Source organism: Pelistega europaea, assembly GCF_013133775.1.
GTDB classification, from domain to species: Bacteria; Pseudomonadota; Gammaproteobacteria; order Burkholderiales; family Burkholderiaceae_B; genus Taylorella; species Taylorella europaea.
The window spans coordinates 55295-69191 of record NZ_JABGBO010000001.1; the positions used below are offsets into that span (position 1 = coordinate 55295).

Annotated in this window: 14 protein-coding genes; 9 read left to right on the plus strand and 5 right to left on the minus strand. The window is 38.3% G+C overall.

Annotated elements, in window-relative coordinates:
• The first annotated feature begins 204 nt into the window (after positions 1-204).
• Positions 205-1716, plus strand: coding sequence for a PepSY domain-containing protein (locus tag HKX40_RS00265; protein ID WP_171587564.1), 1512 nt, complete (start codon positions 205-207; stop codon positions 1714-1716).
• A 70-nt stretch (positions 1717-1786) separates the two neighbouring features.
• Here the strand turns inward: HKX40_RS00265 and HKX40_RS00270 are convergent, their stop codons facing one another.
• The 3 genes from HKX40_RS00270 to hemN all read right to left on the minus strand — a co-directional run bounded on the left by HKX40_RS00270 (position 1787) and on the right by hemN (position 4537).
• Positions 1787-2080: a hypothetical protein gene (locus HKX40_RS00270; protein ID WP_171587565.1), complete on the minus strand. Its 294-nt coding sequence runs from the start codon at positions 2078-2080 to the stop codon at positions 1787-1789.
• 99 nt (positions 2081-2179) lie between these two features.
• Positions 2180-3019 carry a class I SAM-dependent methyltransferase gene (locus HKX40_RS00275; RefSeq protein WP_171587566.1) on the minus strand — a complete coding sequence of 280 codons (840 nt, stop codon included), beginning with the start codon at positions 3017-3019 and terminating at the stop codon, positions 2180-2182.
• A gap of 153 nt (positions 3020-3172) precedes the next feature.
• Positions 3173-4537, minus strand: a complete 1365-nt coding sequence (hemN, locus tag HKX40_RS00280) for an oxygen-independent coproporphyrinogen III oxidase (RefSeq protein WP_171587567.1) — start codon at positions 4535-4537, stop codon at positions 3173-3175.
• Between the two features lie 292 nt (positions 4538-4829).
• Between hemN and HKX40_RS00285 the strand changes: the two genes are divergently transcribed.
• Complete coding sequence (locus HKX40_RS00285) at positions 4830-5333, plus strand: hypothetical protein (protein WP_171587568.1); 504 nt, start codon at positions 4830-4832, stop codon at positions 5331-5333.
• Positions 5334-5347: 14 nt separating this feature from the next.
• Here HKX40_RS00285 and HKX40_RS00290 read toward each other — a convergent pair whose 3' ends face one another.
• Positions 5348-5965 carry a glutathione S-transferase family protein gene (locus tag HKX40_RS00290; RefSeq protein ID WP_171587569.1) on the minus strand — a complete coding sequence of 206 codons (618 nt, stop codon included), beginning with the start codon at positions 5963-5965 and terminating at the stop codon, positions 5348-5350.
• A 24-nt stretch (positions 5966-5989) separates the two neighbouring features.
• Complete coding sequence (locus HKX40_RS00295; protein ID WP_171587570.1) at positions 5990-6691, minus strand: GntR family transcriptional regulator; 702 nt, start codon at positions 6689-6691, stop codon at positions 5990-5992.
• A 110-nt stretch (positions 6692-6801) separates the two neighbouring features.
• On the opposite strand from HKX40_RS00295, the gene HKX40_RS00300 reads away from it, so the two are divergent.
• From HKX40_RS00300 to HKX40_RS00330, 7 genes are read left to right on the plus strand one after another with little or no spacing between them, the layout of a single operon-like run.
• Complete coding sequence (locus HKX40_RS00300) at positions 6802-7548, plus strand: SDR family NAD(P)-dependent oxidoreductase (protein ID WP_171587571.1); 747 nt, start codon at positions 6802-6804, stop codon at positions 7546-7548.
• A gap of 25 nt (positions 7549-7573) precedes the next feature.
• Positions 7574-8047: a TRAP transporter small permease subunit gene (locus HKX40_RS00305; protein ID WP_171587572.1), complete on the plus strand. Its 474-nt coding sequence runs from the start codon at positions 7574-7576 to the stop codon at positions 8045-8047.
• A gap of 1 nt (position 8048) precedes the next feature.
• On the plus strand, positions 8049-9353 hold the full coding sequence (locus HKX40_RS00310) for a TRAP transporter large permease (RefSeq protein ID WP_171587573.1): 1305 nt from the start codon (positions 8049-8051) through the stop codon (positions 9351-9353).
• 31 nt (positions 9354-9384) lie between these two features.
• Complete coding sequence (locus tag HKX40_RS00315; RefSeq protein ID WP_216605114.1) at positions 9385-10494, plus strand: C4-dicarboxylate TRAP transporter substrate-binding protein; 1110 nt, start codon at positions 9385-9387, stop codon at positions 10492-10494.
• A 28-nt stretch (positions 10495-10522) separates the two neighbouring features.
• Positions 10523-11251 (plus strand): SDR family NAD(P)-dependent oxidoreductase, encoded by a 729-nt coding sequence (locus tag HKX40_RS00320; protein WP_171587574.1) that lies wholly within the window; start codon positions 10523-10525, stop codon positions 11249-11251.
• 12 nt (positions 11252-11263) lie between these two features.
• The gene (locus HKX40_RS00325) at positions 11264-12046 is read left to right on the plus strand and encodes an SDR family NAD(P)-dependent oxidoreductase (protein ID WP_171587575.1); all 783 of its coding nucleotides are present in this window, start codon (positions 11264-11266) and stop codon (positions 12044-12046) included.
• Positions 12036-13739: an FAD-dependent oxidoreductase gene (locus HKX40_RS00330; protein ID WP_171587576.1), complete on the plus strand. Its 1704-nt coding sequence runs from the start codon at positions 12036-12038 to the stop codon at positions 13737-13739. The genes HKX40_RS00325 and HKX40_RS00330 overlap by 11 nt, the downstream gene beginning before the upstream one ends.
• Positions 13740-13897: the final 158 nt, after the last annotated feature.

Here is a 13897-nt window from a genome sequence, read left to right on the forward strand (position 1 = left end):
TCAATATTTTCTGATTTATTAATCAGTTTTTCTTATAAATAATTTATTTCTGAAATGAAAAAACAGGTCGAAAAATTAGCTCAAGATAAATAAATTTATCTGTATATCCAATGCAGATGTTTTGTTAAAATCAATGCGTCTTTATGTATAAATACTATACAATGCTCGGTTGAGAAGATTGTTGCTGTTTAATAAGGAATTAGCGTGGAACAAAGAACACAGCAGTTAGGGCGGTATGCCATGCTATGGCGTTGGCATTTCTATGCTGCTATTTTTGTAGTGCCATTATTAGTCATATTATCCTTGACCGGGTTGGTGTATCTATATAAAGCACAAATAGAGGCTTATCTTTATGCAGAGCAACTTTATGTGACACCACAAGAGAGTGGTAAAAAATCGTTGCAAGAACTTTATGCTATTGCACAAACAGAGCGCCCCAATACCCATTTTACTGTAGAGGTCCATGAGGCAGCTGACCGTAGTGCACAGTTTATCTATGCAGATGGTCAGGGCGGTAAGGCAAGTATTTTTATCAATCCTTATACGGGAGAGATATTGGCTGATATGCCCACTTTAAAGCAAAATGCAACCTATCTAGTAGGGATGGCACGACAAATTCACCGTAATCTTTTATCAGGGTCAAATGGACATATTGTGATGGAGCTTGCTGCTTGCTGGACCTTGATAATGATGTTTACTGGTTGGGGACTTTGGTGGGCTCGTAAACGTCGAGAGGGTTGGAAAGATGGTTTGCTCCCTAAGAAAAACGCTAGAGGCAGACCTTTCTGGGTGCAATGGCATAGTTTTATAGGTGTAATACTGTCCATTGGTGTGGTGTTCTTTGTGATGACTGGGATGCCGTGGACATCAGTGTGGGGCAGCAAGTTTAAGGAAATGGTCGCTGCTGTGAATCTAGGCTTTCCTCCCATTCCCGCTGCGGTGAGTGGGCATGAAGATCATGTTTCTGCAGCAAATCAAGAGGCAAAAGGTCAAACCATCAATGATAAGAAGCATGATGTCTCTACGGGAGGGACCCATCAGCTTCCAGCATTAGGTGAGCATGCTAATCATGTAGCGGTTGCAGGGAATCAACATGAGGATCATAACAATCATGTTTTGCCTAAAAAGATTGATGATTTGACTTTAGAAAATAAGGCATGGTCAGCGGGATTATTACCTATTCCTGAAAGTGAACATGGACATCAGCAAACGATTAGTTTGGATGATGTGACGAAGATTGCCAATGCCAACAATATTCAAGAAGATTATTCTATTGTTCCTCCAAAGAATGAGAAAGGGGTATATACCGTCTCTTATTATCCGAGTGAGCCAACCCTAGAGAAAGTGCTGAATATTGATCAATACACAGGTAAGATTATTAACCAACTTGCTTACAAGGACTATGGTGCTATTGCCAAGGTGATTGAGCATGGTGTTTATTTACACATGGGAACTTACTTTGGTTGGTTAAATCAGTTGATTTGTGCTGTATTAACGTTGGGCCTGGTGTTTGTAAGTATCAGTGGTGTGATTATGTGGGCTAAACGCAAAATCAAAGGTCGTCTTAGCTCACCTCCCCTACCTGTTGAAGTGCCATCTATGACCAAGTGGGTAGTGGGATTTGTGATTTTTGGTATTATCTTTCCGCCAGCAGGGTTAAGTATGTTAATCGTGTATGGGTCGGATAGGCTTTATATGAAATTAAAGCAAAGATAACAAGCACTAGATTTGATAGAATTAAACAGGCTACTGATAAAAATGCATCGGTAGCCTGTTTAATTCAAAGTTATTTGGATGGATTGAGTAAATTATTAAAAGAGTTTTTAAGTTGATCCATATCTTTCATGCGGTGTAAGTACGCTGAGCAAGTTTTTTCCTGCATGTCTTCATCCATTTTTTCTAACTCAGCGACCATGGTTTCTTTTGAAGGCAACATACTAGCTATTACTGATGCTTCTTTAGAGTCAAGCAACTCCTCATAAGATGCCAACATCTTTTCGCATGATTCAGGCATGCTACCACCACAACCTGCTAATAAGGCAATTACACCTGCAGTTACAGTAAATTTTAGTGCTTTCATACTGGTCTCCCATATTAAAATTAAGCACCATATTGTAACTTTATTTTTATAAATTTACATAATGGGGAAATTTTTTGATAAATAAAAGTGAATGTGACTTTAATAAGCAAATCTATCTTTTAGGGAGGTTAAGCAATATTGTTCGAGAATTGCAAGTTGACGCTCACGAGCACTTTTTTTAAAGCCCCCTACTTTTTTGGCAATGATAAGCTCATTTTTCATTGAGTGCTCCCATCCCACTAACTCTGTGACAGTGACTTGATAGCCACGGGCCTCTAATTGCAAACAACGGAGTACATTGGTTAAATGAGAGCCAAATTCTCGGGTATGAATGGGATGGCGCCATAATTCAGAGAGTGGTGTTTTACCTAGTGTTTGACCTTTCTCTTTGCGTAAAACGGAAGCCACTTCTGCTTGATAACAAGGCACTAAGACCATGTAGCGAGCATTATGAGCCAGACCAAAGCGGATGGCATCATCTGTCGCAGTATTACACGCATGTAAAGCAGTGACAATATCGATTTTTTCAGGTAATTCTGTGGTTTGAATCGACTCTTCAACAGTCATTGCTTTAAACGTCATGCCATGACTAAATCCTAAGCGATTAGCAAGCTCCTCAGATTTTTTGACCAAATCAGTGCGTGTCTCAATACCATAGACATGAGCATGTTCAAATTTTTTTAAATACAAGTCATATAGAATGAAACCGAGATATGACTTCCCAGCACCATGATCTACGAGATTTAGACTCCCTTTATGCTCAAGAATATCTGCCATTAAAGGTTCGATAAATTGGTAGAGATGATAAACCTGTTTGAGCTTACGCCGAGTATCTTGATTGAGTTTGCCATCGCGAGTGAGTATATGGAGCTCTTTGAGTAATTCAATACTTTGTTCAGGTTTAATCTCAGGAATGAGAGGAGTATCTGTTTTAGCCATGATATATAGTGGTGGTTAAGCAAGCGGTGATACCAATATAAGTGGCGATGCTAGTATAAGTGGTGATGCCAGTATTATAGCGGTATGTCTTACATAATGAAAATGAATAAATAGGAGGTGGTACCCAGCGAATGAATACTCCTCCTTAAAGAATCACACCGTCATTGAGAAAATACGGGTCTGTGGTTGTTTTCTTAGCATACGTAGGTCAAATGCCATACAGATATTGCGTGAGAAAACACGCCCAGCGGAGGTGATTTTAAGTCCTTTATCGCTAATCTCAATTAATCCATCACTTTCCATTTCTTTAAGACGTTCTAATACCTCAGGAAGCTCTTTAAACTGTTGCTCTGGTTTATCCCATTGGGTTTCCAGTAAGCACATCAAGTTAAGAATGTGGCGACGAATGACCAAGTCCTCATCATTTAGGATATGCCCACGAAAAAGTGGGAACTCATCGCGTGCAAGGCGTTCATAGTAAGGTTCGATTTCTTTCTCGTTTTGAGCGAAACCATACCAAGAGTCACCAATGGCTGAAGCACCTAGCCCTACCATTACTTGAGTTGATGAGGAGGTATACCCCATAAAGTTACGGTGTATGGTTTTATTTTGCATGGCTTGGTAAAGGGTATCGCTAGGGAGTGAGAAATGGTCCATGCCAATTTCTACATAACCAAGCTCTTGCAATAAGGCTTTGCCATTTTCATACAAGGCACGTTTTTCTTCACCAGAAGGGAGGTCATTTTCATCAAAACCGCGTTGCCCTACCCCTTTAATCCAAGGTACATGTGCATAAGAATAAAATGCTAAACGATCGGGTTTTTGGGTAATGGTACGGCGAATGGTGTTTTCCATTGACTTCCAGGTCTGGAATGGTAAACCAAATACAAGGTCATGACTGACGCTGGTATAGCCAATTTCACGCGCAATATCGGTGACGTTTTGTACATTTTCATAGGGCTGAATGCGATGAATGGCCTTTTGTACAATCGGGTCGTAATCCTGTACGCCAAAACTCACTCGACGAAAACCTAAGTCGTAGAGCGTTTGTAAATGCTCTCGTTTAGTATTATTGGGGTGTCCTTCAAAACTTAATTCAGGGTGCGCATCAAGCTCGGATGAATCAAAAATAGTGGAGAGTAATCGCTGTAAATTCTCTGGTTTAAAGAAGGTGGGTGTGCCACCACCTAGATGCACTTCTTTGATATGAGGTTTACGCCCAAATAGCTTGAGATACATCCCCCATTCTTTAAGGACTGCATCAATATAAGGCTCCTCTACTGCATGTTTTTTGGTGATGCGCTTATGACAGGCACAGAAAGTACAGAGGCTTTCACAGAAAGGTAAATGAATATAAAGACTAATCCCCTCTTTATCATTAGACTCTTCAAAGCTACGTTTCAAAGTCTTGAGATAGTTTTCTGTAGTAAAACTTGATTTGTCCCAATAAGGAACAGTAGGGTAGCTAGTGTAGCGAGGACCAGGAATATTGTATTTTTGAATGAGAGAGTTGTTCATCTTCTTGCTGTCAATTAAATTGTATTTTGAGTGTTATTTTACCAAACCGTTTTTATTGTAGGAAGCATAGGCCGTTTTTTTAGTAGGGACAAAATTAGGAGCTCAATGACAAAGGGTGTCTTAAAAATTTAAGTAGGTTCAAGCAGCTAATAAGCTCTACTCGAAATTTCTAAAAAAGCAAGATGACAAAAATGTCCTAGGATAAAAAGGTCCTATTTTATTTTTGGTCAAAATGTCTTATGTTGAAGTTTTGTAGTACTGTTGAATTAAAACAATCTCAAGGAGCGAGACAATGACACATCCTACACCGACACAGCAGTCTTCATCGACTACCAACCAGGCTTTACAAGGGGTGAGCCCATCAACTCAGGGGGGTGATAAAGATACAGCCACTGAAAATACTCAAGATAATCTAGAGAGTAATGTATCGCAGGCATCAGCATCATCTGAATTATCTGTCAATTCGACAAAAGATAATTCATCGCTAATGAGCATGAACGAAAGAATAAAAGTAGTGTTTATGCTACTTTTAGCTGGTATGTTGCTGTTAATCCCAACGCCTCTAGGGCTTTTTGTAATGATCTTTATCACATTGCCTAGTTGGATGCTAAAACTAGAAACAAAGACCGACATTATGATGACCTCTCCTGCTACAGGGATAGGATGGTTATTAGGTATTGGTTTATTAGCGTTTGCATTGGGGCTAATTAGTTGGTTTTTGGCGGCTATTTGGCATGGACTGAAAGAGGCAAAATTGCAGGAACAGCAACGAGTCCGATTGAAAAATAAATGCTGATTTATGGGCCCCCCCTAATCATGAGGAGTTGTATTTTTTATTGACTCTCTGTCCGATATTTTCTGAAACCACATAGCTAATTTGGGATGGGAGACTCTCCAATCTTTATTTGAAAAACGGAAATCTAAATATCCAAGAGTTGCAGCAGTAGCTATACAACCTGCATGAAAATGTTGAGAGTCTAGTAGAGGAAACCATTTGTTTTCTAAATCATTAAGCCCGGAATCAATTTTCTCCATCTGAGCGTTGTACCAGGTCTCCCAGAATAAATCCTTAGGTCTTAGGATATTTTCATAGCGACAAAGAAGGCATGCATCAAGAATGGAATCGCCTAATGCTTCTAACGTTAGAATCTCAAAATATTGAGTTTCTGGATAAAGGGAGGGGCCCTCATTTGCTAGCACTTTATCAATGTATTGGCAAATCACTCGACTATCAAAGAGTGCTTGATTATTCGGCAAAATTGCACAAGGAACTTTTCCAGATGAATTCTGTTTAACAATTTCTAAATCTCTATGAATAGGATGAGCAGAAGAAGATAAAATTTTAATTTTGTTAATAACATGTCGCTCATACGCTGTGATGAGGACTTTTCGAACATATGGAGATGCAGGCGAAAAGAAGAGTTGCATAGTTGTTACCTCATAAAAGAGTGGTTAGAAGTGATTATTAGAAACTTGAAGAAAAGTTGCATAGTTAGATTCATTGATATGACTAATCATATATTCAATAGCAAACAAGACGTGTTCTCTCATAATATTTTGTGCCCGTGTACCATCATCATTTTTAATGGCTCTAACGATACGATGATGATCATCGTGCGATCTGATTAGAATGTCTCTATCATTAAATAAAATGATACGGTCGGAAATTAAAGGAACACTGTAAATTTTGTCTAATGTTTCTTTCAAAATAGGATTTCCTGCATAATCCATTAGACACGTATGAAATTCAATATTCATCTTTTTATAGTCATCTTTCTTTTCATAAAAAGACTCATCTTTTAAGATTGAGTCTCCTATAAAAAGTAAGTGCTCTAAATTGGATATCTGCTTACTCGAAATGTTTTTTGTTGCTAATTTGCATGCAAGACCTTCTAATTCACTTCGAACAATGACGGCATTTTTTATTTCTTCGATAGAAAATTCTCGAACTTTGAATCCTTTATTGCTTTGATAGGACACTAGTCCAGAATTAACCAGGGTTGTTAAAACTGTACGAAGTGGTGTTCTGGACACATTAAACATTTCAGCTACTTTATCTTGATTAATCTTTTCTCCTGGCTTGAGTACTCCAGTAAGAATAGCTTCTTTAATCTCTAGCAGTAGATTGTCTTCTGTGGTAGAGGTTTTTTTCATGTTTTCTCCCTGTTATGGAAAACCCTAGCTATGCAAAAATGTATACATTTAATTATTATATACTAAAAATAATTCTATATAAACACAAAAATGTATACAAAGGAGGATTTATGCATCATCATTATTGCTTGGTTACTGGAGCCAATGGGGGCATCGGAAAGGAAACAGTTAAGCGATTGTTACGAGATGGATTTAGGGTATTAGCCACTGGGTTATGTTCTGATTTGGCGATAGATGATATTCCGTCACAGTTTCATCATGCACTTGTTGTTGAGGAGCTAGATGTACGGAAAGAAGATAAAGTGGTTGAGCTTTTTCAACGTTACCAAATCAATCAAGTGGTGAATATTGCAGGCATCTTATTATTTAAAGAAGATGGAACAAGACCATTAATTACAGAGATTTCTATAGATGAGTGGAATATCACCCAGGAGGTGAATTCTACAGGTACTTTTTTGTTACTGAGAGAATACTTAAAACATGTAAAACAACGCAAAATAAGAGATGGTCGTTTTGTCGCCATTTCTTCTGTGGCCGCACAATTGGGAGGGTATCGATCAAGTGCTGCCTATATTGCTTCTAAATCTGCTGTATTAGGTCTAATTAAAGCAGCCGCCCGAGAAGTTGCAGAGTATGGAGTGACTGTTAATGGTGTTGCTCCAGGATTAATTGATGCACCGATGTTGCACCAATCACTAAACCCTGAGCAGTATGGTGAGGTTCAAGTAAGTATTCCCCTACAACGTATAGGAACTCCTTCAGACATCGCAGGAGCAATTTCTTTCTTGTTGAGTAAGGATGCCTCATATATCACGGGTGCAATTATTGATGTGAATGGTGGCTACCGTATGCAGTAATTTAGATTTTCTGAAGGAGTTGAATATGAGGAAGTTTTTAAGCATGGTTGCTAATTGCTTGTCAATATTTTCTGCTTTTTCTGTATTACTCATGATGTTTCATATATTGATTGATGTATTAGGGAAATATTTTTTCAAAATGCCAGTCCCTAGTACAGCAGAAATTGTAGCGAATTACTACATGATTTCTACAGTCTTTTTTTCTTTAGCATATGTTGAAATAAAGAAGTCACATATTGCAGTAGATCTGTTATATGACAGAGTAGCAAATTCAATAAAAAACTTATTCGACCTCTTAGCCATTTTTATGACAGTGTTATTTTATTTGGGGTTAGGATGGTTTTCCTACGAATCAGCAATGCGTTCATTTGATATGAATGAAACTATTGATGGAATTTGGAGTGTTACTGTATGGCCAGCTAAGTTTATGTTACCCATTGGTTTAATAGTAGCTGCCTTTATTGCTATTTCTAATGTTATGAATAAGTCAGAGGCATAAGATGGATAGATTAGAGATTGGATTCATAGGTATCAGTGTCTTAATTACTCTAATTGCTTGTAGAGTACCCATTGGGGTTGCCATGGGAGGAACTGCTTTTGCTGGTATTTGGAGTATGATGGGTTGGAAACCAGCAATGGGTATAGCTAAAGCCGTACCTTTTCATTTAATAGGTGACTGGAACTTGTCTGCTATTCCTATGTTCTTATTAATGGGGTTTATTAGTGTAGAGGCAGGGTTAACAAGGGGCTTATTTGGTTCTGCAAGAGTATTATTGGCATGGCTACCAGGTGGATTAGCAACTTCAACGGTTATTGCCTCTTCTCTGTTTGCTTCTGCTTCTGGTTCATCAGTTGCTACATCTGCAGCTTTCGCAAGAATTGCTGTTCCTGAAATGTTAAAGAATGGTTATCATGCTGGTCTAGCAACCGGTTCTGTGGCAGCATCTGGCACTTTGGGGGCATTAATACCTCCTTCCATATTAATGATTATTTATGGAATGATTATGGATATCCCTATTAGTTCCTTGTTCATTGCAGGAATCATTCCTGGAATCTTGACAGCTATTGCTTTTGTTTTGTTTATCACTATTCGTTGTGTGTTAAGACCAGAATTAGCCCCAAAAATTCATGAAAGTTTATCAAAAGAAGAAATAAGCAGTCTAAAAGCAGATTCTTGGCCACTACCTGTTATTATTTTATTGGTGATGGGGGGCATCTTTTCTGGGGTATTTACTGCTACAGAGGCTGGTGCAGTGGGTGCTTTCCTTGCTTTTATGATTGCATTATTTCGCAAGAAATTGAGCTCAAAGATTTTAAGAACTGCTTTAGCTGATACAGCTAAAGGTACGGCAGAAATCTTTATTGTGCTATTAGGAGCCGCTCTTTTTGCTCGATTTGTTGGATTTTCAACTATCCCCTCATGGGTAGTGGATGTCTTAAATGGTTTCTCTGGAATGCAAGTGATTTTGGTTATTTGTATCCTATTTTTGATTATGGGTGCATTCTTAGAGTCTATATCCGTCATGCTTCTATGCTTACCTATTTTGCACCCAGTATTAGTTTCTTTAGATATTAATCTAATTTGGTTTTGTGTCTTGACGATTAAGTTATTAGAGATTGGTTTAGTAACTCCCCCGATGGGCATGAATGTGTTTGTGATTAAGTCAGCCATGGGAGATCGGGTGTCCTTGAGTGAAATTTTTAAGGGAGCATTTGGTTTTGTGGTTGTAGACTTAATCACTTTAGGAATCTTAATCATCTTTCCTTCACTTTCATTGTGGTTGATTAGTGTTATACCTCAATAAGGTAATTACTTTAATAAATTAGGAGACAGAAATGAAAAAATATATGGCAACATTTTTTATGACTCTATCTATGGGTGCGACTCAAGCGGCTTCTTATCAGGCGACAAATTGGATGGCACCATCCCATATACTTAACGGAGTTGCTTTTGAGAAATTGGCTCAAGATTTGAAAAAATCAACGAATGGAGAGATTGATTTTGAAATTTTTTCATCAGGATCTTTGGTTCCTGCTCAGACCACACTTTCTGCTGTAGGTGATGGAGTAGCACAATTAGGTGTTGTAGCTGCATCATATACGCCTTCGGAATTACCTTTGTCAGGGATGATTAATGATTTGGCTTTTGTGGCGACGGATGATATGGCTACTGCATTTGCTTTCACGGAATTATTATTAAAGAATAAGCGTCTTATTGATGAATATAAGAAGCATAATACAGTTGTGCTAGGAGGATATTCAACACCGACATATGTATTCTTATGTATGAAAGATGTGAAAGACATAAATGATATTAAAGGTAAAAAGATACGAACAAATGGTACAGCACAAAATGAATGGATCACAAAATTAGGAGGGATCCCTGTAGCAGTTCCTATGACTGATGTTTATTCTGGTTTAGAGCGAGGTTCAATTGATTGTACACTCTCTGATCCAACTAATTTGGCCACGGGGTATCGTTTCTGGGAAATTGCAAAATCTATTACAACATTAGAACAGGGTACTGCTCTAGGGGTGACGTATGTAGTGAATAAAGATTTTTGGCAAGAGATAGGTAAAAAGAATCGCCAATTATTTTTAAATGATGTGGCAAGAAATTTAGCTCGCACACAGATTGCATATGCACAGACTGTAGATATTGGAATGAAAGGGGCTAAGGAAAGGAAAATTCGAATTATTCAACCTGATTCAGGGATGGTAACTGCACTAAAAGAGTTTAGATCTAATATCATTGATGTTTATCCTAAACGTACCCAAACAGAAAGAAAAGTAAAAGATCCTCAAGATGTTGCTCAAGAATTCTTGCAATTACAGGAAAAATGGGTTGCTCTTTTAAATAAGATTAACCGATATAGTGAGGATGAAGTAACTCAACTATTAAAAACTGAGTTATATGCCAAGTTGGCTGACTCTTATGGATTGTGAGAAATGCAAGAAAGCAGAGGGTGCAGAAATGGATAATCAACAGATAGCTGTGGTGACAGGAGCAGGTTCCGGTATTGGAAGGGCAATAGCCCTTCGACTAGGGGAAGAAGGATATATAGTTTGTATAGTTGATCTTAATTCCCAAGCAGCTAAGGAGACAGAACTTCTATTGCGGCAAAGAAATATCAACGTTTTTAGTCATGTATTGGACATAACTAGGGAAAATGAAATTTCTGCTTTTATAGAGCAATTAGAGCGAGTGGATGTTTTGGTTAATAATGCTGGAATTTTCTCAGTTAAATCTTTTGAGGAATTAACGAATAATGATTTCCAACGGATGTATGAAGTTAATCTCATCAGTATATTCTCCTTGAGCCGACAAGTACTATCTAAAATGCCTGAATATGGGCGGATAGTTAATATTGCATCTAGGGCAGCCTTGGGGGCGCGTAATTATGCTCATTATGTTGCTTCTAAAGCCGCTGTCGTGGGTTTAACAAGAGCAATGGCCTTAGATTTAGCAAAATATAAAATTAACGTAAATGCAGTGGCTCCAGGTGTTATTCAGACACCAATGCTTTTGCAGCGTTCAGATATAAAAGAACTAATGGCACAGCAACCGTTAGGAAACCTAGGGGAGGCAGATGATATTGCACATGCAGTAGCTTTTTTTGCGGATAAGCGTTCTAAATTTATAACAGGACAGGTTTTGTTAGTGGATGGAGGACGCTCCATTGGTGGGACAATGGCTTTTTAGAGAGATTGGGAAATGTTGACAGATACACAGAGTACAAATGTCGCTATAGTAACAGGTGCTGGGCAAGGAATTGGTCGAGCTATTGTAGATAGAATGATTAGGGCTGGTATAACAATTATTGCGGTTGATCAGAATGAGGATGGGTTAAAGCAATTGCAATGTGAGCACGATAATATTTTTGCTCTGCAAGGAGACATATCTGATAGTGCTCTATTAGATGCCTTAGAAACATTGTTAACTAGCAATGGTTTGTCAGTCGATATTCTTGTGAATAATGCAGGTATAGCACGAGGTAGTCATGCTTTGGATACTTCTTTAGATGACTTAAGTCGTTACTTTGAAATTAATATTAAAGGAACATTTCAACTTTCTAAATTTGTCTTACCCTATATGTTACGTTCAGGAGGAGGCTCTATTGTCAATATAGCTTCTGTATTTGGGTTGGTAGGGGCACAAAATTCTGCCGGTTATTCTATGTCAAAAGCTGCTGTTATAGGTATGACTAGACAAATGGCAACGGATTTTGGCCCATCAGGAGTAAGAATTAATGCTGTTGCACCAGGATTAATAGTGACACCATTAACGGAAGCAAGGATAAAAACTGAATTATGGCGTCGGCAAATTATGATTGAACAGTGTCCATTACAACGAGCAGGGACGGTAGAAGATATTGCGAATGCGGTTTTCTTTTTAAGTTCCAAGGAAGCCAGTTTTATCACGGGGCATACTTTGGTTGTAGATGGAGGGTGGACACTGGGGAGGTATCCGAGAAAGGAGGCTATTTATGGAGAATGAAACATTACCGGAGAAGGTAGATGTGTTAATTGTGGGTTCTGGTGTGGCAGGATTAGCGACAGCCATTTCAGCAAAATATTTTGGTGCTCACCCCATAGTTATTGAAAAATCTGAGTATTATGGAGGTTCATCAGCTTTATCAGGAGGGGCAATATGGTGTCCAGCCAATCATTTGATGTGTGAAGCAGGGATGGAGGATTCTATAGAGCAAGCGAAGTCCTATTTGAGGCATGAATGTGGAGAGCTGTTTAATGAAGAGTTGGTGGATAGCTTTTTAAGGAATGCCCCTGAGGCGATTAGATTTTTTCATGAGCAAACTCACGTAAAGCTAAAGCACAGACCATTCTCTCCTGATTATCATCCTAATGTCGATGGTGCATTACAAGGAGGACGTGTTTTAGATCCTGAAGAGTTTGATGGGAGATTGCTAATGGATCGGTTGCATCAGCTGCGTCCTCCCATAAAAGAATTTACAGTTTTAAATGGCTTGCAGTTGGGTAGGCAAGACCTAGTTCATTTTACTAGGATGACTCGTAATTTTCAGTCTTTGCTTTGGGTTGTGAAAACAGTAATGAGGTATTATTACGATATAGCAAGGTATGGACGTTATACTAAGATAAAAATGGGTGCTGCTTTGGTTGCTCGTCTTGCGTATACTGCTTTTCAGCAACATATTCCTATTTTAACCAGGCATCATTTATTGAGAATTAATGACTCTACTGAAGGTATTGTGTCTGTACAGATACAAACTCCTATGGGTGAGAAAGAAATTTTTGTCTCAAAAGGGGTTGTGTTGGCGGGAGGGGGCTATCCTCATAATCAAGCAAAAAAAAAGGAGACATATCGTCATTTACAACAAGGTTTCGAACATTATTCAATGGCACCATGTAGCTCAACAGGAGATACAATACAGGAGGCGGAAAGAATAGGTGCTAAATTTTTGTCAACCAATTTAAATCCTGTTAGCTGGACACCAATATCTAAAATACCTCAGAGAGAAGGATATCGATATTTTCCACATCTCTTTATGGATAGAGCAAAGCCGGGGGTGATAGCCATTTCGTCTTTAGGTAAGAGATTTGTTAATGAGGCAGTAAGCTATCATGATTTTGTTCAAGAAATGCTAAGGAATTGTCAGGAAGAGGGAAGTACTTATTGTTGGTTAGTGTGTGATGGCCCAGCTTTGAGAAAATATGGGCTGGGTGCAGTTCCTTGTTTTCCTGGAAGAGTATCTCCTTATATAGAGTCAGGCTATTTAGTTGAGGCAAATTCTATAAGGGAGTTAGCTGAAAAGTTAAAAATAAATTATGATAGTTTAAAAGCCACAATTGATTGCTATAACGAGCAAGCAAAAAAAGGAGTTGATTTAGATTTTGGAAAAGGAGGAGATTCCTATCAGCTTGCTTTGGGAGATGCTGAAAATAAACCGAATGCTTGTTTGAGGCCACTTAGAAATAAGTTGTATGCAGTGCAGTTATTCCCTGGTGATATTGGTACTACAATGGGATTAGATGTTAATGCTAAGGGTCAAGTCAAGAATGGTTTAGGAGAAGTTATTCCCAAACTCTATGCCGTGGGAAATGATGCAAACTCAGTTATGAGTGGATCTTATCCTGGTGCTGGAATTACTTTAGGGCCAGCCTTAACTTTTGGGTATGTAGTTGGTAAGAGTTTAGGTTCTGGCGAGATATAATTTAACGTGTGTGCGCCGTAAATACTGAGGGTTTATGGCGTAATCAGCAAAAGATTTTTGAAATGGCTTGCTTTGTATTCGATTAATTTATCTCTTTTCTAAAATGGCTATTATTAATGTATCTTTTTGTTTATAAAAGGGTTTAAATTATATTTAAA